Genomic DNA, 21,959 nt, shown 5'->3' with positions numbered 1-21,959 from the left:
TCGATTACACATGTCAGCGGCACAGGTGAAGATGAACGAAGTATCTGCGCAACTTGCGCTTTCAGCAACAACCAGACGTGCAGACCCCACAACGCTTTTTGCGGCGCAGAGGCAACTGGTGATTATTGTCGAACGGCTTGAAGACTGGGCATCGTACTTCCCCAGCGAAAACCTGATCAGCGCCCAGGATTATCTGGAAAAGCCGCTGAAAGCCACGGCAGGCAAGCGTGTGCAAGTCATCAACCTGTGCCGCAGCTACAAATATCTGGGCCATGGTTATTACTGTTCCCTGCTGGCCGAAGCACGCCAGCACAATGTCATTCCCTCGGTAAAGACCATCAGCGAGTTGACCCGCAAGTCACTCTACGGCCTAGCCCTCGATGACCTGGACAAGTTGCTGGAAACCGCACTTCAGGATCACCCTTATGACGACACCGAAGGGTTTACCCTGACACTTCACTTCGGCCAGACCACACTTGAGCCGTTGAAGGATCTCGCCCGTCAATTGTTTGAAGTCTTCCCCTGCCCGATCCTGATGGTGGAGTTTCGCAAGCGTGACAATTGGCACATTGCTGGTATCAAGGCCGGCGCTCTGCCGCGCCTGCGCGATGATCAGCAGGATGAGTTCGCCATGGCGCTGGAAGGCTTCAGCCGCAACGTCTGGCGCCAGCCCAGCTCCCGGCGCATGGCCCGCTATGACCTGGCGATCCTGCATGACCCGCAGGAACCGCTGCCACCGTCCAACACCGAGGCGCTGGCCAATTTCATCCGCGTCGGTCAGCGCCTGGGCATCGATGTCGAGCTGATCGAAAAGAAAGACTACGCCCGACTGGCCGAGTACGACGCGCTGCTGATTCGCGAAACCACCAGCGTTGACAACCACACCTACCGCTTTGCCAAGAAGGCCGAAAGCGAGGGGCTGGTGGTCATGGATGACTCCACCTCGATCCTGCGCTGCACCAACAAGGTGTACCTGACCGATCTGCTCAAAAGCCATGATCTGGGCATGCCGCGAACGGAAATCCTCTACAAGGATCGCCCGGAAGAACTGCAGCACGTGGCCACACGCCTGGGTTTCCCGCTGGTATTGAAGATTCCCGATGGCTGTTTTTCCAGAGGCGTGATCAAAGTCAGTACGCCCGAGGAAATGCATACGGCGACAGCCCAATTGTTCGAGCATTCGGTGTTGTTGCTGGCTCAGGAGTTTTTCTACACCGAGTACGACTGGCGCATTGGCATTCTCAACCGCAAACCGATATTCGCCTGCCAGTACTTCATGTCCAAAGGGCATTGGCAGATCTACAACCACAAGGCAATCGGTGCCGAGGTCATTGGCGAATGCCGTACCCTGGCGGTGCACGAAGCGCCGCGCGCCGTGGTCGAACTGGCGCTCAAGACTGCCAACCTGATTGGTGACGGGTTGTATGGCGTGGATCTGAAACAGTCAGGCGATCAAGTGGTGGTGATTGAGGTCAACGACAACCCGAATCTGGATGCCGGCATCGAAGACGCTTATCTGCAGGATGATCTGTACAGCCTGGTGCTGGAAGAATTCGTCCGCCGTCTGGAGCTCAAGCGCCTCGGCCAGGCATGGTGAAACGATGATTCAGGGCCTGAAACTCGACAACAACCAGTTGCTGGCATGTGACCCGCAAAAGGCTCAGGTGCTGTGGTTCAGCAAACCCGATGCCGAGGAACGCAGATTATTGCTGGAGCGATTTCACCTTGATGAGCATGCCGTTGCCTCGGCACTCGACCCGGACGAAATTTCGCGCATCGAGTTTCACCCTGATGCGTTGTTCGTCATCTGGAAACGTCCCGAGAACTATTCGGGCAAGGACAGCTTCTCGTTCGACGTTTCGTCCTTTGGCGTGCTGTTGAGCCGGGACCAGCTGGTGCTGATCTGCGATGACGAGCAACCCTTGAGCGCGCTGGGGGCTCACCGCCCGTTGGACCAGCCGCTGGATATCCTTCTGGAGCTGCTGTTCAACAATATTCATCACTATCTGGGCCATTTGAAAGTCATCAAGATGGTCGCCCGGGAATTGCAGCAGAAATTCAACTCTTCCCTGGAAAACCGCCATTTGCTGCAGATGTTCAACCTCAGCGAAAGTCTGGTGTATTACATCAATGCCATCCACAGCAACGGTGCGGTCCTGACGCGTCTGCGCAACCATGCGCAAGGCCGGCAATACGCAGCCGACAGCCTGGCGCTGATCGACGACATGATCATCGAGAACGACCAGTGCTACAAACAGGCGGAGATCTATTCCACGGTGTTCGCCGGGTTGATGGATGCACGCGGAAATCTGGTCAATAACAGCACCAACACCCTGCTGCGCAAACTGACGCTAATCAATGTGGTGTTTCTGCCCCTGAACCTGATTGCCGGGATCGGCGGCATGTCGGAATTCAGCATGATGACCGCCCCGCTGCACTGGTGGGTGGCCTACCCGGCACTGCTTCTGGCCATGCTCGGGCTGGGGGCGGTGATGGTCTGGGGGCTGCGCAAGATGGCTCGCGCAGCCTGAGCGGTTATTTTTCCCATTCAGCCTTGGCAATCTGCAAGCCATGCTGACCGTTATAAGCTGCACGTTCGGGAGACTGCCAACCCTCCAGCAACGCAGCGTCGAGATCGTAGATTTCGACGCCCAGCGGTCGGCAGACGCTCAACGGGTCCTGCGCATCAGGCCCCCACATCGGCAGTGACAGGTCGCCACCCGGACAGGTCGACAAGGCGCACAGCAGGTCGATTTCAGCAAAGAACTCCAGGTAATCGCCCTTTTGCGCCGGACAGGCTTTCATGAAGTACATGTCGTCATGGTTCAGGCCGGTGCACTGGAAGATATTCAACACGTCATGCACATCGAATTCGGTCAGCCCGTGCGGCAGCACTGCGCGGGTCAGGTTCGAATGGCAGTGATGATGAAAGTCTTCGCCGGTCAGCATCTTGTTGACGTAGGGATCACAGCGCGTGCCGAGCAAATCGTGCAGGCGGCCACCATGCTCGTCGATCCCGTAGCTGGCCAGGCTGTCATCGGTGATGGTGACCAGCGGCCGTAAAAACGGCAGGTTCGACCACAGCCGGTCATGGGTGCTGACATGCGCGCCCTGCAACTGACGCGTGCGCGCCGCCCACAGGCGTTCCCGAGGGTCGTTGGCGTTCCACAGATTGAAATCGCCCACCTGCGGGCCAACCGGTGTGGTAACACGAAACACCTGACCGGCCTTGACCTTCCAGGCCCGTCCGGTGCGGATCGGCACTTCAAATTGCTCGACGAGGTTACGCTGCTGCGCATTCGTGCGGATACGCTCGTAAAAGGCCGTATCCACTTGCAGCGCCGCGCCTTTGCTGACCTGGTAAGCGGCTGGGTAGTCTTTGTACATACAGGGCTTCTCGTTGGCAGGATGTACCGATTGCTACTGCAAATTACAGGCCCGATTACTGAAAATCCCGGCTGCGCACATCCAGTCCAGTCAACAGCGGCGTCAGGTCATAAAGCCGCTGGGCGATCAGGTGCCGTACGCCGCTTTTCGATTCCAGTCGCCCGAACACCTGCAGCAATTGCGAGCCCACCAAGATCTTGCGCTGTCGCTCGGCCAGGTCGCGCCAGACCACGACGTTGACCATGCCGAATTCGTCTTCCAGCGTCACGAAGGTCACGCCACTGGCGGTGCCCGGTCGTTGACGGCCGATGACCAGCCCCGCCACGCTGAGGGTTCGGTCGTTTTCCAGGCTCAGCAAGTCTTGTGAGCTGCGAAAGCGTTTGGCAGCCAGTTGCCGACGCAGCAAGGCCAGTGGGTGCGGACCAAGGGTGGTACCCAGAGTGGCGTAGTCGGCCATCAGGTCTTCGGCCACCGTCGGCAGCGGCAGCGTTACCTGTGTGTCTTCGCTGGGCAAGTCGTTGAACAACGGTCGCTGGGCTTCCACCCCTGCCACTTCCCAGCGCGCCCGGTGCCGATGACCAATCAGGCCACGCAAGGCCCCGGAATCCGCCAGTGCTTCAGCGGCGCGAGCGTCCAAACCGGCACGCAGGGTAAGGTCTGTGGCATCGCTGAACAGCCGTTTCGAGCGGGCCGTTTCGATGCGCCGGGCATCATCCTCGCGAAAACCACGCACCATGCGCAGCCCCAGGCGAATCGCCAGATTGCGCGTGCTGTCGGGATGATCGAGCGGCTCCAGCGAACAATCCCAGTCGCTGTAGCGAACATCCACCGGGCGGATTTCAATGTGGTGGCGACGGGCGTCCTGTAACAATTGATCCGGGTTGTAAAACCCCATCGGCCAGCTGTTGATCAGCGCACAGGTGAACGCTGCCGGTTCGTGGCATTTGAGCCAGCAACTGGCGTAGGTCAACAAGGCGAAACTGGCGGCATGGGACTCGGGGAAACCATAACTGCCAAAGCCCTTGATCTGTTCGAAAATCCGGTCGGCAAAATCCACGTCGTAATCATTGTTCAGCATCCCTGTGCGCAGCCGTTCGCGATGTGGCTCGAGCCCGCCGTGACGTTTCCATGCGGCCATCGCGCGGCGCAACTCGTCCGCTTCGCCCGGGGTGTAGTCGGCAGCGATGATCGCCACTTCCATGACCTGCTCCTGGAACAGCGGCACGCCCAGGGTGCGCTCAAAGACGCTTTTTAGTTTAGGCGGATAGGTAATGGCTTCCTCTTTATTACGCCGACGCAGATATGGGTGAACCATGTCGCCCTGGATCGGCCCCGGCCGGACAATGGCGACTTCGATGACCAGGTCGTAGAATTTTTCCGGTCTGAGGCGCGGCAGCATGGCCATCTGCGCACGCGACTCGATCTGGAACACGCCGATGGTGTCGGCGCGGCTGATCATTTCGTAGGTTTTACGGTCGTCGCCCGGCAGGTCTGCGAGGGTCCAGCGCTTGCCCCGGTGCAGATGCACCAGATCGAACGTGCGGCGCAAGGCGCTGAGCATGCCCAGTGCAAGTATGTCGACTTTCAACAGGCCGACCAGGTCCAGATCATCCTTGTCCCACTGAATAATCGTGCGGTCGGCCATCGCGGCGTTCTCGACCGGCACCAGCGTCTCCAGCGGATGCTCGGAAATCACGAAGCCGCCCGGATGTTGCGACAAATGCCGAGGAAAGCCGATCAGCTCGCCGGTCAGTGCCAGCACACGCTTGAGGATTGGCATGTCGGCATCGAAGCCGTATTCGCGCAGGCGTTCGGGCGACGGCAGCGAATCGCTCCAGCGGCTGAAGGCATCGGCCAGGGCGTTGATCTGGTCAGGCGGCAAACCCAGCACCTTGGCCACATCACGCACTGCGCCCGAGCCGTGATACGTGCTGGCCACTGCGGTCAGCGCCGCCCTGCCCCGACCATAACGCCTGAATATGTACTGAATGACTTCTTCACGGCGGTCGTGCTCGAAATCCACGTCGATGTCCGGTGGCTCGTTGCGCTCTTTGGAGATAAAGCGCTCGAACAGCAGGTTGCTCTTTTCCGGGTTCAGCTCGGTGATCCCCAGCGCATAACACACTGCCGAGTTGGCCGCCGAGCCGCGTCCCTGACAAAGGATGTGCTGGCTGCGGGCAAACTCGACGATGTCATGCACTGTCAGAAAGTAGCTGTCGAACTTCTTTTCCGTTATCAGGGCCAGTTCCTTCTCGACCTGCGCGCGGGTGGCTGGCGTCAGCCCGTTCGGCCAGCGTTTGCGGGCACCGCGCTCGGTCAGTTCACGCAGCCACGACGTGGGTGTCTGGCCTTTGGGGACCAGCTCGTGCGGGTATTCATATTTCAATTGTTTGAGATCAAACGTGCAGCGCCGGGCAATACGCACCGATTCGGCCAGCAGCCAGTCCGGGTAATGCTCGGCAAGCGCATCCAGTGGCCGTAAATGGCGCTCGCCGTTGGCAAACAACAGGTGCCCTGCTTTGGCCACGGTCGTGTGATGGCGAATGGCAGTCATGGTGTCCTGCAGGGCACGCCGACCGCGCGCGTGCATGTGCACATCACCGCTGGCAACTGCCGGGATACCCAACGATTGCGCCAGCGCCAGCAAGTCGGCCAGACGCTGCTCGTCATCCGCGCCGCGATGTAACTCCACGCCGAGCCAGAGGCGCTCGGCAAAGCGCTCACGCAACCAGCGTCCATGCGCCAGACAGGCTTGCGCGTCGCCTTCGATGTCCGGCAGCCAGATGGCCAGCAACCCGTCCGGAGACGGCTCGAAATCTTCACGCAACAACCGGTACTCACCTTTTCTGGCTCTGCGGCGTGCCACCGTGATCAATTTGCACAACGCCTCATAACCTGTCTGGCTTTCCACCAGCAGCACGGCTTTCGGCCCGTTCTCGATGTGCATTTCGCTGCCGATGATCAACGGCAGGCCGGTGCTGATGGACGCCTGCCACGCACGTACGATACCGGCCAGCGTGCACTCGTCAGTGATGGCCAGCGCCTGATAGCCGTGGCGCGAGGCACGTTCGAACAGCTCACGGGCGCTTGAGGCGCCGCGCTGAAAACTGAAGTTGGACAGGCAATGCAGCTCGGCGTATTCGCTGGTCATGCGAACCAGCCATGCAGCAGCAGTTCACCCTGCTCGCCCACGCTGCGATAGGCCCAGGCGCGCTGGCCGCTGGAGGTTTCGACCAGATAGTAGTCGCGACGTACATCGCCGCCGTCCCACCAGCCTGATTCGATTCGCTCGGGCCCCGCCACGATGCGCGTGGCATGAAGTGGCAGCGGCTGGGGTTCTCGCAGCAACCAGCCCGGGCGCATACAAGCTTTGGCCGGCAAGACCGGTTTGCTTGTGCTGTGTGGTTGCCAGGCATATTCAGGACGGTGATCGGCCTGGGCGCGCAAGCCATTCACAGACTCGTCACCCAGTCGCGCACGCAGGCGCTCGCGCAGTTGCTCCCAAGGCAGGGTCTGCTGCACGCGCTCATCGAACAACTGGCGGTGCGCCGGGACAAAATCCGGCAAATCCTGCGCCAGCAAGCGCACGGCACGTACCGGCGACGCCACCAGCACTTGTTCCAGCCTGCCGCGGGCCAGTTCGAACAGCATCGACGCATCGCGCTCGGCGCTCAGCAGTCCGACTGGCACCACAGTCTCCGGACCTTCAACGTGCTCCAGATGCAGGGAAAATCGCTGCACACCACTGTCGCGTCCGGCCAGGAACAAAGCCAGATCAGCGATCAGCCGCTTGAGCGGAAACAACAGGGCCTGATGCGACTCGACGTCGAAATTCAGCTCAATACGTACATCGAAGAAGTCCGGCGGTGTGTAGCACTCCAGTGCCACCGGTCGTTCGCCAAGCAATGTATCGAGATGCTGCAGCACGCTGGCCGGGAACCGCCGCGCCAGTGTATCGCGCGGCAGGGCCAGCACCTGCCGCACAGAGCGCAGCCCCATGCGTGTCAGGGCCGTGGCGGTTTCACGGCTCAGACCGATGCGTTCCAGCGGCATATGCTCCAGGCTGCGGCGCAACGCCTGCGGGCAATCAATGCTCAGCCCGTCATGCATGTTGGCCAGCATCCGTGCGGCTATCGGGTTGGGCGCAACCACGATGCGATGCCGGAAGCCCTGCGTGGTCAGCTCTTCACGCAAGCGTGCCTCGAACACCGGCCAGGGGCCGAACAGCTTGAGACTGGACTCAATCTCCATCAGCAACACTCGAGGGTACTTGAGGCTGACATTGGAGCTGAAACCGTACGCCCAGGCCGCGAGCAGTTGCTGCAAGCGCTCAATGTCGGCCGGGTCATGCTCGACCGTGGAGAAGTTCGACACCAGCGCCTGAGCGGCCGTCAGCGACTGCCCGGCTTTCAAACCCAGCGCACGCGCCGCCGGATTGACGGCTTGCAACACGCGACGTTGAGCACTGCCGCTGATCAGCGCCAGAGGTTCATCGGGATCGTTACGACGACGCATGACGCCGTCGAGCGCCAGTTGCGGCAGCAAGACACAGGCCCAGAGCATAAGAACCTCAGGCGTCGGTCGAAAATGGAATGGGGAAAGGCGGCGCAAGCCCGCCACGGCACTTGAGCACCCGCAATTGTGCAGGACGGGTATCGACAGCGATGCGCAGGGCCGCCGGTGACGGGTTGGCGGCGGCCTGCTGCGGGCGACAGGCAAACGCCAGGGTCTGCCCGGTTTCGGCAGCGACCTGCAAACGTCGCAGCGCACGGTCATCGACCATGCCGGGCCAGCACACGACCGCGCCACAGCTGCCGGAGCGCAGGCATTGTTCGGCAGCCCACAGGGCATCGCGGGGACCGGCCTCGATGACGACCAGTTGGCGCAGATCGACCCCGGCGGCCAGCCAGGCTTGCGGGTAAGGAATGTAGGGCGGTGCAATCAGCACAATGCGCTCACCGATCGCGGACAACCTTGCCAGACTTGGCCACAGCAGACGCAATTCCCCACTGCCATTGGCCGGGATGAGGATTTCAGTCAGGGCGGCAGCAGGCCAGCCGCCAGTGGGCAAGGCGCTATCGAGCAGCGCATGGCCACTGGGGTGCGGGCTGACCTGCGGCGCGCCCTGCTGACGGCCTTTCCAGACCCTGCGCTCATCCAGCAAGGCGTCAAGGCTGACCACCGCGCCCATCATTCGCGCCGGACCAGCCCGCAGAATACGCCTTCGATGGCGAAGTCCTGATCAGGCGTGACAATGATCGGTTCGTAGGCCGGGTTGCGCGGCAACAGGCGCACCTGATCGGCACTGCGATGCAGGCGCTTGATAGTGACTTCGCCGTCCAGGCGGGCAACGACGATCTGGCCGTCACTGGCCTGCGGGTTACGGTGCACACCGACCAGATCGCCATCAAGGATACCGTCTTCGATCATCGAGTCGCCCTGCACGCGCAACAGGTAGTCCGGCACACGGGTAAACGTGCTGCGGTCCAGATGCAGTGTGGTGTGAATATCGAGGTCCGGCCCGATAGGTGCGCCCGCAGCTACGCGCCCCAATACCGGAAGTTCGAGCAATTCGGGCCGTGGCTCACTGTTGAGCAGGCGAATACCCCGGGCCTGGTGCGCTACGACCTCGATCAGACCGGCTTCTGTGAGGGCCACAATGTGCTTGCGCGCCACGCTGCGTGAAGCAAAACCGAAAGCCTCGGAGATTTCCGCCAGGCTCGGCGATTGCCCTTGCTGCGCGATGCGATCGCGGATGAAGGTAAGGATTGCGCTGCGACGGGGAGATAATGTGCTCATGGAGTACATTTGTACTCCACTCGTGATTTTATGACTAGTACGGTTTGTCGGATTGACGCCGCACGCTCTCGCGCTTTGTGAACGTTAATTATTCGGATTTTCACAACAGTGAAATAAGAAACACCCGGTTTATTGCGCCAGCCAAAGCGTAGAGACTTGATGGCTCTTTCAACGATCAGGAGAGTTCATTGTGATCACGCGCCAACTGGGTCACCACGGTCCGCAGGTTTCTGCCATCGGACTGGGCTGCATGGGAATGTCGGACTTCTACACCACCGGCATCGACGAAAAGGAATCCATCGCCACCTTGCACCGCGCACTGGAGCTGGGTGTCACCTTTTTCGATACAGCGGACATGTACGGCCCGCACACCAACGAGACGTTGCTCGGCCGGGCTCTTGAAGGCAAACGCGAAGGTATTTACCTGGCCAGCAAGTTCGGCATCGTGCGTGGCGACGATCCGCATGCACGTGGCGTGAATGGCAGCCCGGCGTACATTCACCAATCCATCGATGCCAGCCTGAAACGGCTGAATACCGATTATCTTGATCTCTACTATCAGCACCGTGTCGACCCCAATGTGCCCATTGAGGACACCATCGGCGCCATGGCCGAGCTGGTAAAGGCTGGCAAGGTTCGCCATATAGGCATCTGCGAAGCCAGTGCAGCAACCATCGAAAGAGCCAACAACGTGCATCCGCTGGCGGCCGTGCAAAGTGAATATTCGTTATGGTCACGCGATCCGGAGCACGACAATGTGCTCGCCACTTGCCGTCGCCTGGGTATTGCTTTCGTGGCTTACAGCCCGCTGGGCCGTGGCTTTCTGACTGGCGCATTGCGCACGCCGGACGATTTCGCTGCCGATGACTATCGTCGTTTCAGCCCGCGCTTTCAGGGCGAAAACTTCAAACGCAATCTGGCACTGGTAGAAAAGGTCAAGGCACTGGCTGCGGCCAAAGGCGTCAGCGCGTCGCAACTGGCGCTGGCCTGGGTACTTGCTCAAGGCGACGACATCATTCCGATCCCGGGCACCAAACAGCGCAAGTACCTGGAAAGCAATGTGGCAGCAGCTTCATTGACGCTGAGTACCGATGAGCTGGCTCAACTGGATGCGATCTTCCCGGCGCAAGGGGCCGTGTCGGGCGAGCGTTACAGCCCGGAGTCGATGAAGTCGCTCAACGGCTGAAAACGTTTGTGGTTCGAGATCAGGTCGCCTCAGGGCAGGTCTCGGTGCCGTTGTTGAGGCCCTGTTTTTGATTCTTGTAATCGAGCGTGGCCTTGCCATCGACCCATTTCAGGGTGACGACAATCACTGAGTCGAAATCATCGTTCGTCCAGTCATCAAGCAGGTTAGTGCTCTTGCCGGACGCTTCTTCAGCAACCTTGTTGATCAGCTCCGGCAGGTAGCCATGCGACCAGGCGGTGTAGACAACTGCGTTGTGGTACTTGTCCCGCATCAGCTCATCGGCCAGGTCTGCGGTGTCGTTGGCACCAAAGTCGAGGTTGACGGGCAGACCCAGTTTGATTGCGCTGGGCCCTACCGTCATCAGCGGACGCACGTAGCTGTAGGACAGGTCGCCCTCACCCTCTTCCACGTGTCGGCTGGGGTTGGCGGCGAAGATAAAGTCAGCTTTGCCGAATTCCCTGGGCAAGACCTCCGACAGTTCGATGGCCCGGTTGAGCCCTTGGCAGTTCAGTTGCCCCAGCCCCATGGCCGGTTTTTCGGCATGACGAAGAAATACCAGTGTCTGCGTGCCGTTCTTGGGCTCGGCATGAACCCCCTTGCCCATGGTGAACAGGGCCAGGGCAGAAGCCACCAGTAATGATGGGAAGAAGCACCATGCGATGCGGCGCTGGAGTCGGGTGATCGAAGGCATTTTCGGCATATTCATTATTTTCTGAGTCCGGTGCGCATTTGAAAGGGATCAGCCATCTGGCTGGTGCGAATACGCAGGCTTATGCAGCTCGCCCCAAGAATTTCTGCGGATCAGTCAACCAAGGGCGCAGTGGGCGCACACTCATGGATCACGCGCGAATCTTAGTGCTCACATGTTTCGAAATTAAGAATGTGGACGATTAGGAGTGTCAAAAAACGATTCTGTTGCAAACCTGGCGAAAAAAATCACCCGAAAAGCAGAAAAACTGTCAGAAAATCGTCGAAAAACAGGCCGTGAGCCTTACTGTTTACCAGGCAACAACAGTTCAACACCTTGCTGCCAGATCAACATCACTCACACTGGAAAATTGCCCTGATACCTTGCTGTTCAAGCACCCGGACCCTTGGCACAGAGCATGCAATATTCCATTTGTGAATTTCATGCTCTCTGGACTGCTGTTTTTGAAATATGCAAACCAGTCTTGCAGCCCTTGTCTCCCCGATCTGGACGCTCACTATGCCACAACCCCCTATTTCTTTTTGGTTGCAAACACCGCGAGCCCTGGTTCGCTGGATGGTAACGACCTGCACATTGGCGATTAGCCTGCAGGGAGTAGCACAGGCCGCTGAAACCGCGCCTGCCGAAGTCCGCCTGGATTACGCCTATTATTCGCCGGTCAGCCTGGCGCTCAAGCATTTTGGCTGGCTGGAGAAAGCCCTGCCGGAGGCGAAAGTCACCTGGGTGTTGAGCCAGGGCAGCAACCGCTCGCTGGAATACCTGAACAGTGGCAGCGTCGACTTTGCTTCGTCGGCCAGCCTGTCTGCGGTGCTGGCCCGGGCCAACGGCAGCCCGATCAAATCGGTGTATGTCTACAGCCGGGCAGAATGGACGGCTCTGGTGGTGCGCAAGGATTCTCCCCTGCAATCGGTTGCCGAACTCAAAGGCAAGAAAATCGCCGCCACCAAAGGCACCGACCCTTATCTGTTCACCTTGCGCGCGCTGCAGAAGGCCGGGCTGAAAAAGGATGATGTCGAGTTGCTGCACCTGCAGCATCCCGATGGACGCACCGCCCTCGAAAAAGGCGACGTAGATGCCTGGGCAGGGCTTGACCCGCACATGGCTGCCAGTGAAATACAGTCCGGCTCGCGCCTGCTTTACCGCAACAAGGACTTCAACAGCTATGGCGTACTGAGCGTCACGGAAACCTACGCCAAGGAGCATCCACAGGCGATCAGAACAGTATTGAGCGCTTATGAGCAGGCTCGGGAATGGGCAGTAAAAAATCCTGATGAGCTGGCCAGGCTGCTGGCGACCGAGTCAGGCCTGCCGCTGGAAGTCGCCAGGTTGCAATTGACCCGCACAGACCTGAGCAACCCGCAGCTGAGCGAAAAAGATGTAGAAGCATCCAAGTCCGCAGCACCGATTCTGGTGTCCGAGGACCTGGTGCGCAAAGGCGTGAACGTCGAACAAGTGATCGATCAGTTGATCACGCCAGAGTTTTCCAAAGCCGTGATCGCAACGCCATGACCAGCCCAGACAAGTCCCTGCCTGCCTGTGCGCAGGCGGCCTTGCCTGACAAGGCGCAGCGCACGTTTTGGCAGCGCTACAAAACGCCGCTCAAAGGCCTGGTAGTCCCCGCTGTAATCATTGTTTTGCTGGAAATTATCGTGCGCATCGGCTGGCTGCCCTCCTACCAGATGCCAGCACCCAGCGAGATCGTGCTGACACTGCGCGATCTGGCCGATGGTGCGTTGTGGAAACACATAAGTGCCAGTCTGTTGCGTGTGCTCAGCGGCTTTGTGATCGGCGCGAGCCTGGCCTTGGTATTTGCTGCGTGGGTGGGGCTCAGTCGTGAGGCGGAGGCGTATCTGGAGCCGACGTTCGCCGGGCTTCGTTCCATCCCCAGCCTGGCCTGGGTGCCGCTTCTGCTGCTGTGGCTGGGCATTGGCGAAACATCCAAGATTGTGCTGATTGCCATCGGTGCGTTTTTTCCGGTCTACCTCAACGGCGTGGCCGCAATTCGGGGCATTGACCGAAAGCTGGTGGAAGTCGGCCAGATGTATGGCTTCAGTCGCTATCGCCTGACCCGGCGTATTCTTCTGCCCGCCGCCCTGCCCGGCCTGTTCACCGGTTTGCGCAGCGGCATGAGCCTGTCATGGATGTTTCTGGTAGCCGCCGAGCTGATCGCGGCCACCAAAGGCCTGGGCTACCTGCTCAGTGACGGACGCGAAACCTCGCGCCCGGACATCGTGCTGGCGGCCATCATCGTTCTGGCGACACTGGGCAAGTTGAGCGACGGCCTGTTGGCAGGCCTGGAAAAACGCTTTCTGGCCTGGCGGGACACATTCACCGGTCAAAGCCGCGAGGGTCGATAGATGTCGGAATCGTTGATGAACATACGCGTAGACCGCAAGGCATTCGCTGGCAATACCGTACTGCAGGATATCGATCTGTCATTACAGTCAGGTGAGATCGTCAGCCTGCTGGGGCCAAGCGGTTGCGGTAAAAGCACGCTGCTCAGAATTGTCGCCGGGCTGGAGCAGGACTTTCGTGGCTCGGTGAACAACATTGAGGGAGAAGTCGCGTTTGTGTTTCAGGAACCGCGCCTGATGCCCTGGCTGACCGTCGAACAGAATATCGGCTTCAGTGACGATGCCGGCTACGACCGCAGATGGGTCGGTCAATTGATCGAAGAAGTGGGCCTGTCCGGTTTCGCCGATGCCTTGCCAAAAGCATTGTCCGGAGGCATGGCGCAACGCGTGGCCATTGCTCGCGGTCTGTACTCGCACCCTACGGTATTGCTGCTGGATGAGCCTTTCAGCGCAGTGGACGCGTTTACCCGAATGAAGCTTCAGGACCTGCTGCTGCAATTGGCCGAGCGTCACGCTATCACCCTGTTGCTGGTGACTCACGATGTCGACGAGGCGTTGTACCTGAGCGACCGGGTATTAGTGATGGGCAGCCGCCCCGGCACGATCACCCAGCAACTGCCGGTCGGGCTGCAAGCACCAAGGGATCGCCGCGATCCGTTACTGGCTCGACTGAAAGCTCAGGCACTGACCGAGCTGCATCAGGCGCATATCATTTGACGTCGGTCGCCTCGCAGCCTTACTTGTCGGCCTTGAACTCTTTCCAGAGTCCCTGGCGCAACGCCTCGATATTAACAGGGACCTGAGACATCACGAACAAGCGGCTCAGCATGTCGGCGTCTGGATAGACAGTGGTATCCGTCCACAGGCCGGGATTGATCAGGGCGTCGGCCTTTTCGTTACCGTTGGCGTAATGCACCGTATTGGTAATGTTGGCGATCACTTCCGGGCGCAGCAGGTAGTTCATGAACGCGTAGGCACCTTTGACATCAGGGGCATCAGCCGGGATGGCGATCATGTCAAACCACATTGGCGCGCCCTCCTTTGGAACCACATAGCTGATTGTGATGTTGTTGCCCGCTTTTTGGGCCTGCTCCTGCGCCAGGGAAATATCCCCTGAGTAGCCTACTGCCACACAGATCTTGCCCGTAGCGAGGTCGCCAATATAGTCGGCTGAACTGAAATTGCGCACATACGGCCGTACCTCATCCAGCAGCGCCTTGGCCTTTTTGTAGTCGTCCGGCACCTCGCTGTGCGGTGGCAGGCCGAGGTAGTTCATAGCGATAGGGATCAGCGCCGGTGCGCTGTCCAGAAAAGCGACACCACACTGGGCGAGCTTTTTCATGTTTTCCGGCTTGAGCACCAGATCCCATGAGTCAAGCGGTGTGTCCTTGCCAAGAATGGCCTTGACCTTGGCCATGTCATAGCCGATTCCGGTGCTGCCCCACAGGTAGGGAAACCCATGCTGGTTGCCCGGATCACTGCCCTCCAGTGCCTTGAGCAGAACCGGGTTGAGGTTTTTCCAGTTGGGGAGCTGCCGTTTGTCGAGGGTCTTGAGCAAGCCGTTTTCAATCTGTCGACCCATGAAATGAATGGACGGAAAGACCAGGTCGTACCCGGAATGGCCAGCAATCAGCTTTGTGTTCAGCGTCTCATTGGTTTCGAAAGTCTCGTAAGAGGTCTTGAAACCGGTGGCCGCTTCAAAATTTTTCAGAGTGTCCGGGGCGATATAATCCGTCCAGTTGTAGATATTGACCGTCTCCGCCGCATGGCTGGTCGAGGCCAGCAACATCAGTGCAGCAAGGGATTTTCTCAGCATTTTCAGCTCCTCGGGTCAATATCGATAGCTTGCCCCAGACCGGGCATGAAAACCACCTTCGTCAAGCAAATTCAGTTCACTACGGGGCCTTCTCCGGGGTGAATGACAAATGCATGGAACGTGCCCATTGATACCTTGCGATGATGACAGCCATATAATTGATTTTTTTGTGCTGCGTCATAAAAAATTTTTCCAGAACGGTGCTGGCAAATGCTATTTTCAGTACTCGTCAGACCGCTCAGCGATCCTGCTGGAAAGCAACCCGACCGACCGATAGTCCGCTGCGCTGATTATCTTCTCGGCATCATGCTTTACCGGACGAATTCTGGCTGTCTGCCTACCCATTGGAGCAAGGGAAATGCTCGATTGATTAAGGTGGGCCATTGTCATGAACAAAGTCACATTCCCCAATGCGTGCCAACTGATGCGCTGGCACTTCCATCCGGTAGGCTTTGAAGCCTCGATGGATGCTCCCGGCAGCATGATTGCACGACTTTTCGACCGCGCCAGCGGTGAGACAGTCGTCGCCATCGCCGGCCTGCCGTGTTCCACGGTGATGAATGCCGCAGATGTAGAGCGCATCATCGAAGCCATCGAGGATGAGCTGGAATTATTCGGCACTCATACGCAGCAACAGGTCGCCGGTTTTTCCTGAGATGACAGCCTCAGCCTGTTCGGACTTTACCGCGCAAGTCTTCGAAGAAAGGCTTGTCCTGGGCAATTCTGTCTGAAGCTTTAGGCATCTGGGCACTTTCCCCGCCGCCGGTGCCTTGATCGATATACCAATAGCAATGCCGCGCCGCACGAGTAATGGCGACATAAGCCAGGCGCAAGACTTCATCCTTCTGCGCTGTATCAAAGGGCTGAAGATCGCTCGCATCACCCAGCCCTGCCAAACGGTAAACCTGATTCTTGTAAGGCGAGACAGTCAGATGCTGGCAGTCGCCCAACAAAAACACGGCATCCGCCTGCAAGCCTTTGGAACTGTGGTACGTCAACGTCCTGATGCGACGACCTTGCGCGCCCATCGCCGCGTCAGCATCGATCAATGCCTGCAAACGCTCCGAGAACCGGCTTTTCTCGCTGCCTTTGCGGTACAGCAGCAGAATCGAGTCACCGTCGTTGTAGTGCTCGGCTACACGCTCGGCCAGTTCGTCTTCGTCACGATCCAGCACCGTGACCGGCAGCAACTCTTGCGGCATGCCGCTGGCACGAGCCTTCTTGCCCGCAATCGCCGGAGCTGCCCGGACAATATGCTCTGCGGCATCGATAATGTGCTGATGGCTGCGGAAGTTGTCACTGAGCATGACTCTGGTGGTCGCCGGTGACGAAAACTCCCTGGCGAACTCCATGAAATACTTGGGTGAGCTGCCGCGCCAGCCGTAGATCGATTGCCAGTCATCGCCGACACACAGCAGTGATGAATGCTGAGCGATCCGGCCTGTATGCAGAGCGGGACCACGACGCCGGATTTCGCGCAGGCTGGCGCGTATCCATGAGACGATCTGCGGCGACACATCCTGGAACTCGTCGATCATCAAATGCGACAGCGGTCTGAGCATCTGGTCGCTGACGTGTTTGAGGTTTTCCGGCGATGTTTCACCGAACAACGCAAACATCCGGTTATAGGTCATGATCGGAGGCGACTGAGCCAGCAGGTGCGTTTCGAAAGCTTTCCAGAAAAGACTCAGCGCTTCGAAGAAGAAACGATCCGGGTCGTCGCTGGCAAAGCTCATCTCGGACACGGCATTGGGTACATCCAGTCCCAGGTTCTCGATGAAGCTGGCGGCGGTGACAAAACAGTCCAGTAGCGGCGCAGCACCGAGCTCACCCTTGACCCGATAGTCGAATCCGGGCCCGGCAACTGCGTCGCCCGCCAATGACTGCAATAGCTTGCTGGCAGACTGATAGTTATCCAGCCAGATCAAAGGCTTACTGCAGAAAGCTTGAAACAGGGTGCGCTTTATGACCCCCTCGGCCCACACTGGCAATTTGGCACCCGGGCGCTTGAGTTGCTGGTCTTCACTGGCGTCCAGGCCCAGCACAACCCAGGCGTCCAGCTCGGCAATATAGCCGTGAAAATAAAAGGGAAATCCATTTATTTCAACAGCTTGGCGCATAGGCTCAATGCCCTTTATAGGCCATGCTCCTGCGCGAATCCACAAGTCCTCGACGGTGTCACACCACTCCTCATCCCGTTTCGAGGATAGCTCGGTCACCGCGACACGCTTCTGCACGTCAGGATGGTCGCGATCCAGTTCCTTGAGCTGCAAGGCATGGCGATACAGCGGCGCCATGACTTCGCGGAAACGCTCATTGCCGGCGTACAGGTCGCGGTAGCAGAGATTGAGTTGCTGACGCTGCGCGTCGTTGATCCGCAGGTCGAAAGGATTGCTGTCCGCCTCTTCCAGGCCGGATGACTGGCTGCTCAGGTTCTCGAACGCCCTGAGCTGCTCAAAACCCGGCAGGCTGCGCACCAGCGGCAGAATACGCGAATGAAAGGTGCGAACCAGGTCACGAGCCTGTTTCTGCCCCGTCACATGCCCCCACAAGGCCATCACCTCGATCAGCTTGCCGATGAAGTCCTTGCGCGACTCACGGGTGAAGGTCACGACTGTCATCGCATTCAGTTCAAAGCCCAGGTAGTGATGCAACAGCAGAATGCGCAGCACCAGCGATGTAGATTTGCCTGCGCCCGCCCCGGCAATGACGTAGGTAGATGGCGTATCGCTGAAAATCATCTTCCACTGCGCCGTGCTGGGCTGAGCATGCGCAGGGAGCTTTTCGGCGACATCGGCCTTGATACGCTTTTTCAGTTCAGGCGTGAGCGCCAGCCGCCAGTCGTCGAACAGATGGTCGTCAACTCTGGGGCCGCGATATCGGACAGGCCGGGTATCGTTGATGACCAGCACCTGACGCGCTGCTTCCTCACCATCCAGGTAGCCGTCGGCATAACCCTCGCGCACGCCCTCTATGTGCCCATTCAGATAGCCGTCGGCATGGCCCTGGAACCACGACGGCGTGTGCTGCGAGCCCAACGCTGTAAGGCCGCGGCCCATCAGGCGCGATAACAGACGCCTGAAAAACGGCAGTTGCCGAGGCGGCATGAGATCGACATCCAGGTCATGAGGAAGCGCAGAAGGAAGGTCGTCAGGCACGCAGACTCCGGTGGATGGCTTGCAGGCAAAAAGGTCGCCTATGGTGGCCGGATTTGCGCGCAGGTTCCAGCGAAATGCTTGTCTGTCAGTGCGTTAGCCGATCAACTGCATGTTCCGTCGCAGGTGCCATCAGACTGGCATGACCGATTTTGGCACCAGCGCACCCGGGTGTTGAATCACCACACTGGCCAGACGATGACCGGCTTCGGCAGCCTGTCGCGGGTGTTCCCCCATGAGCCGGGCGGCCAGATAGGCAGCGCTGAACGAGTCCCCTGCTGCAGTGGTATCGACGACACGCTCGACCTTTTGCGACGCAATGTCGAAACGCTCGCCGCCGGCTTCCACAAGACAACTTTGCGCGCCGCGCTTGACGACGATCTCACCGATGCCGCGACCTCGATAGGCCGCCAGTAATTGCTCACTGTCGGCATAACCATAGAGCGCCTGCTCATCGTCTTCGGTGAGCAACGCCAGATCCACATGCTGCAGGCATGCCTGATAGGCCTCGCGAGCCTGCTCCACGCTGGCCCACAGCCGAGGCCGATAGTTATTGTCGAAGGCAACCCTGACCCCACGTTGACGAGCACGGTCCAGTGCTTCCAGCAATCGGGCGCGGCCTTGCTCGCCAAGTACCGCCAGGGTGATACCACTGAAATACAGCACGTCGTAGCTGGCCAGCGCCGCGAGGATCGGCTCGGCCGCAGGCGTCATGAAACAGTCCCGCACGGCGGCTTCGTTGCGCCAGTAGAGGAAACGACGCTCGCCATTGGCATCGGTCTGAATGCAGTAGAGCCCGGGTAAACGCCCCGGCAGGCGTTGCACCTTGCCCAGACCAATGCCCTCATCGGCCCAGATCCGGCACATTGCATCGCTGAAGCTGTCGTCACCCAGCGCCGTGACGTAATCCACCTTGGCCCGCTCACCCAACAATCGGGCAAAGTAAACCGCCGTATTGAGCGTGTCACCGCCGAAGCTCTGACGCAGGCTGCCGTCGGCATGCTGCTGTAACTCGATCATGCATTCGCCGATCAGGGCGACCCGTGGAAGGCTCATGAGACGATTACTCCTGCCAATACCGGAATTAGAAATAGGTGCTGAAAGGCTCGATCACTCGCATGTCATTATCCACCAGACAACCTGAACGCCACTTGTCGAAGGTCAGACACGGGTGTGAGGTACCGAAGGAAATGATGTCGCCAACTTTCAACTCGCATCCGGGCGCGACGGTCATGAAAGCGTGCTGATCCATCACGGCGGTCACTTTGCAGGCACTGACGTCGTCGCCTGATGCAGGCTGCACGCCAGCTTTGTAACGCAGCAGCGGGTTGGGCAGCCCTGCATCGTAGGCAACGTCGCGCTTGCCCATGGCGATCACCGCAAAACCCGGCTCCGGCATGGACTGCACATGCGCCCAGACCTCCAGCGCAGGGTGCAGCGCTTCGCTCAGCTCGGCACGTCGGTCCAGGACGCAGCACTGCGCGTCCTTGTAGATGCCGTGGTCATGCACCACATAACTGCCAGGGCGCAGCACGCTGAGGAACCGTTCGCGAACGGCCCGGGCATCGAATGCTTCAGCGATCAGGTCGTACCACGCCGAGCCGGATGCAGTGACAATCGGGCGATCCAAAGCGAATGCGCCCTTGTCCTGCAGGTCGACAGCCAGGCGCACCAGCGACGCCGCAAAAGCCTTGATGCCATCGATGGCATGGTCGCCGTGGATGACGCCTTCGTAACCCTCGATACCCGTCAACGCCAGCGCCGGTTGCGCCTGAACAGCATCCGCCAGGGCCACGACCTGCTCTTCGGTACGGCAGCCGCAACGTCCACCGGGTACGCCATATTCGATCATCACGTTCAGGCGCAGGCCGCGTGCCGCGAAAAACTGGCCCAGTGCAGCGACATTGTCCGGGTGATCGACCATGCAATGAAACTCGAACATCGGGTCAGCCAACAGATCGGCAATCACCGCCATGTTCGGCGCGCCGACCAGCTGATTGGCCATTAACACCCGCCGTACGCCATGCGCATAAGCGGCCTGGGTCTGGACCGCCGTGGCGAGGGTCATGCCCCATGCGCCCGCGTCCAGCTGTCGCCGAAACAGCGCTGGCACCATGCTGGTCTTGCCATGCGGTGCAAGCTCTGCACCGCTGTCAGTGACAAAACGTTGCATCCAGCGAATATTGTGATCCAGCGCCTGACGATGGATGACCAGTGCAGGCAGGCTGACATCAGTGACCAGGCTGTCACCCGGTTGCGCAATACCCTTGTCCATTACGGCGGTGCTCATCAGTAATCTCCTGCAGTTATTCGTTGATTCGACGAGCCAGGCCGTTGGCGCTGTCGATCAGCACCCGCCGATAATCGTCGTAATGGGTCTTGGCATCGGCACGCGGCGCGACAATGCACAGGGTTGCGATGCACTGACCGTGCTCGTTTTTCACCGGCGCGGCGAAACAGTGCGTGAAGGTGTCGGCCACGCTATCGAAGGAGAAGAAACCCTCTTCGCCTGCCTTACGGATCTCCCGCAAAAAGGTTTCCAGCGGCAGACGCTCGCCACCCGGTAGGATGAAATCGTCGGGATCAATCAGGTCGATGATCTGCTGTTCGCTGAGGTGGCTGAGCAGCAGACGCCCGGAAGCGGTCCACGGGATGGGCGCGTTTTCACCGATGTCCGAGGAAATCCTGAAATGCCGCTCACCCTCTTTCATCAGCGCAACGGTGTATTTCCGGCCGTTGAGCAGGCACATCTGCGCGGTTTCCCGCGTCTGGCTGACGATCTCGCCCAGGCAGACTTCCGCCTCGCGAGTGAAATCGAAGTGGCGCAAGTGCGCCTGACCGAGGAAGTACAACTGACGGCCAAGGTAGACATGCCCGTCCTTGCCGACCGTCTCCAGAATACGCCGCTCCAGCAGCGACGCCACCAGCTCGTAAACCGTCGATTTGGGGCTGCCGATTCCGCCGGCAATTTCGTTGGGACGCATGGGTCTGGCCTTTTCCTTGAGGAAATCCAGAATATCGAACGCCCGGTCCAGTCCACGTGCCCGGCGCTTGATTGTGTCTTCAGTCATGGCTCATTCCTTAAGTAGAGCTGTAAGCCAGATAACCCGAGGCTTCTGGCTTGAAGCTGCTACTTGCGCCTATAAGCAATACAGTCGATTTCGACCTTGCAGTCGACCATCATGCTGGCCTGCACGCAAGCGCGCGCCGGTGCATGCTCGGGGCTGAAGTATTCACCGAACACCTTGTTGAAACTCCAGAAGTCCCGTGGGTCTTCCAGCCACACGCCGACACGTACTACGTCTTCGAGCGCATAACCGGCTTCGTCGAGGATCGCGATCAGATTACGCATGGTCTGGTGGGTCTGCTCGACGATACCGCCGACGATAATCTCGCCATCCTGCGCAGGCACCTGGCCAGAAACGTGCAACCAGCCGTCGGCCTCGACTGCTCGGGCGAATGGACGTGGCTGGCCGCCCCCTGCGGTGCTGCCTGCGCCATAACGGGTAATAGTCATGAGTTTTTCCTTGTCTTGAAGCATTGGACGTCGTGA

At 59.2% G+C, this 21,959-nt stretch carries 20 protein-coding genes; 8 read left to right on the top strand and 12 right to left on the bottom strand.

Annotation, left to right across the window (positions count from 1 at the left end; translation table 11 throughout):
• Positions 1-10: 10 nt before the first annotated feature.
• Both RYA97_RS03745 and RYA97_RS03740 read left to right on the top strand, forming a co-directional pair.
• Positions 11-1,597 (top strand): RimK family protein, encoded by a 1,587-nt coding sequence (locus RYA97_RS03745; RefSeq protein ID WP_316891908.1) that lies wholly within the window; start codon positions 11-13, stop codon positions 1,595-1,597.
• A 4-nt stretch (positions 1,598-1,601) separates the two neighbouring features.
• Positions 1,602-2,531 carry a magnesium transporter CorA family protein gene (locus RYA97_RS03740; RefSeq protein ID WP_316891906.1) on the top strand — a complete coding sequence of 310 codons (930 nt, stop codon included), beginning with the start codon at positions 1,602-1,604 and terminating at the stop codon, positions 2,529-2,531.
• Between the two features lie 4 nt (positions 2,532-2,535).
• On the opposite strand, the gene RYA97_RS03735 is transcribed toward RYA97_RS03740, so the two are convergent.
• From RYA97_RS03735 to lexA, 5 genes are read right to left on the bottom strand one after another with little or no spacing between them, the layout of a single operon-like run.
• Positions 2,536-3,387 (bottom strand): urea carboxylase-associated family protein, encoded by an 852-nt coding sequence (locus tag RYA97_RS03735; RefSeq protein WP_316891904.1) that lies wholly within the window; start codon positions 3,385-3,387, stop codon positions 2,536-2,538.
• A gap of 55 nt (positions 3,388-3,442) precedes the next feature.
• A complete protein-coding gene (locus RYA97_RS03730) occupies positions 3,443-6,538 on the bottom strand; it encodes an error-prone DNA polymerase (protein WP_316891902.1) in 3,096 nt (1,031 codons plus the stop codon).
• A complete protein-coding gene (locus RYA97_RS03725) occupies positions 6,535-7,950 on the bottom strand; it encodes a DNA polymerase Y family protein (protein ID WP_316891900.1) in 1,416 nt (471 codons plus the stop codon). Before RYA97_RS03725 ends, RYA97_RS03730 begins: the two co-directional genes overlap by 4 nt.
• Before the next feature lie 7 nt (positions 7,951-7,957).
• Positions 7,958-8,578 carry a translesion DNA synthesis-associated protein ImuA gene (gene imuA, locus RYA97_RS03720; RefSeq protein WP_316891937.1) on the bottom strand — a complete coding sequence of 207 codons (621 nt, stop codon included), beginning with the start codon at positions 8,576-8,578 and terminating at the stop codon, positions 7,958-7,960.
• Positions 8,578-9,195, bottom strand: a complete 618-nt coding sequence (gene lexA / locus RYA97_RS03715) for a transcriptional repressor LexA (RefSeq protein WP_010202582.1) — start codon at positions 9,193-9,195, stop codon at positions 8,578-8,580. Before lexA ends, imuA begins: the two co-directional genes overlap by 1 nt.
• Positions 9,196-9,376: 181 nt before the next feature.
• Here lexA and RYA97_RS03710 point away from each other — a divergent pair, with 181 nt between their 5' ends.
• A complete protein-coding gene (locus RYA97_RS03710) occupies positions 9,377-10,372 on the top strand; it encodes an aldo/keto reductase (protein ID WP_005743641.1) in 996 nt (331 codons plus the stop codon).
• Between the two features lie 19 nt (positions 10,373-10,391).
• Here the strand turns inward: RYA97_RS03710 and RYA97_RS03705 are convergent, their stop codons facing one another.
• Positions 10,392-11,078 carry a hypothetical protein gene (locus RYA97_RS03705; protein WP_016981277.1) on the bottom strand — a complete coding sequence of 229 codons (687 nt, stop codon included), beginning with the start codon at positions 11,076-11,078 and terminating at the stop codon, positions 10,392-10,394.
• A gap of 209 nt (positions 11,079-11,287) precedes the next feature.
• Between RYA97_RS03705 and RYA97_RS03700 the strand changes: the two genes are divergently transcribed.
• The 4 genes from RYA97_RS03700 to RYA97_RS03685 are packed head-to-tail and all read left to right on the top strand — an operon-like array spanning position 11,288 to position 14,152.
• Complete coding sequence (locus tag RYA97_RS03700) at positions 11,288-11,665, top strand: hypothetical protein (protein ID WP_316891939.1); 378 nt, start codon at positions 11,288-11,290, stop codon at positions 11,663-11,665.
• Complete coding sequence (locus tag RYA97_RS03695) at positions 11,580-12,590, top strand: aliphatic sulfonate ABC transporter substrate-binding protein (protein WP_316891898.1); 1,011 nt, start codon at positions 11,580-11,582, stop codon at positions 12,588-12,590. Before RYA97_RS03700 ends, RYA97_RS03695 begins: the two co-directional genes overlap by 86 nt.
• Positions 12,587-13,438: an ABC transporter permease gene (locus RYA97_RS03690; RefSeq protein WP_058409355.1), complete on the top strand. Its 852-nt coding sequence runs from the start codon at positions 12,587-12,589 to the stop codon at positions 13,436-13,438. The genes RYA97_RS03695 and RYA97_RS03690 overlap by 4 nt, the downstream gene beginning before the upstream one ends.
• Positions 13,439-14,152 (top strand): ABC transporter ATP-binding protein, encoded by a 714-nt coding sequence (locus RYA97_RS03685; RefSeq protein WP_316891896.1) that lies wholly within the window; start codon positions 13,439-13,441, stop codon positions 14,150-14,152. It abuts the gene before it with no gap.
• 19 nt (positions 14,153-14,171) lie between these two features.
• Here RYA97_RS03685 and RYA97_RS03680 read toward each other — a convergent pair whose 3' ends face one another.
• Positions 14,172-15,251 (bottom strand): polyamine ABC transporter substrate-binding protein, encoded by a 1,080-nt coding sequence (locus RYA97_RS03680; RefSeq protein ID WP_316891894.1) that lies wholly within the window; start codon positions 15,249-15,251, stop codon positions 14,172-14,174.
• A gap of 388 nt (positions 15,252-15,639) precedes the next feature.
• Between RYA97_RS03680 and RYA97_RS03675 the strand changes: the two genes are divergently transcribed.
• On the top strand, positions 15,640-15,906 hold the full coding sequence (locus RYA97_RS03675; protein WP_002553708.1) for a DUF1652 domain-containing protein: 267 nt from the start codon (positions 15,640-15,642) through the stop codon (positions 15,904-15,906).
• Positions 15,907-15,916: 10 nt separating this feature from the next.
• Here RYA97_RS03675 and RYA97_RS03670 read toward each other — a convergent pair whose 3' ends face one another.
• The 5 genes from RYA97_RS03670 to RYA97_RS03650 form a co-directional block, all read right to left on the bottom strand.
• Positions 15,917-18,409 (bottom strand): UvrD-helicase domain-containing protein, encoded by a 2,493-nt coding sequence (locus RYA97_RS03670; RefSeq protein ID WP_044299210.1) that lies wholly within the window; start codon positions 18,407-18,409, stop codon positions 15,917-15,919.
• A 129-nt stretch (positions 18,410-18,538) separates the two neighbouring features.
• Complete coding sequence (locus tag RYA97_RS03665) at positions 18,539-19,462, bottom strand: sugar kinase (RefSeq protein WP_316891893.1); 924 nt, start codon at positions 19,460-19,462, stop codon at positions 18,539-18,541.
• A gap of 28 nt (positions 19,463-19,490) precedes the next feature.
• The gene (locus RYA97_RS03660) at positions 19,491-20,696 is read right to left on the bottom strand and encodes an amino acid deaminase (RefSeq protein WP_057404567.1); all 1,206 of its coding nucleotides are present in this window, start codon (positions 20,694-20,696) and stop codon (positions 19,491-19,493) included.
• Positions 20,697-20,712: 16 nt separating this feature from the next.
• The gene (locus RYA97_RS03655; protein WP_316891890.1) at positions 20,713-21,477 is read right to left on the bottom strand and encodes an IclR family transcriptional regulator; all 765 of its coding nucleotides are present in this window, start codon (positions 21,475-21,477) and stop codon (positions 20,713-20,715) included.
• Positions 21,478-21,536: 59 nt separating this feature from the next.
• A complete protein-coding gene (locus RYA97_RS03650) occupies positions 21,537-21,923 on the bottom strand; it encodes a RidA family protein (RefSeq protein ID WP_002553703.1) in 387 nt (128 codons plus the stop codon).
• Between the last annotated feature and the right edge of the window lie 36 nt (positions 21,924-21,959).

The sequence above is a fragment of the Pseudomonas syringae group sp. 26L6 genome (genome assembly GCF_032587815.1).
Classification (GTDB): domain Bacteria; phylum Pseudomonadota; class Gammaproteobacteria; order Pseudomonadales; family Pseudomonadaceae; genus Aquipseudomonas; species Aquipseudomonas amygdali.
The sequence above is the reverse complement of the archived record's forward strand: the minus strand, read 5'-3'. Positions and strand labels throughout refer to the sequence as shown.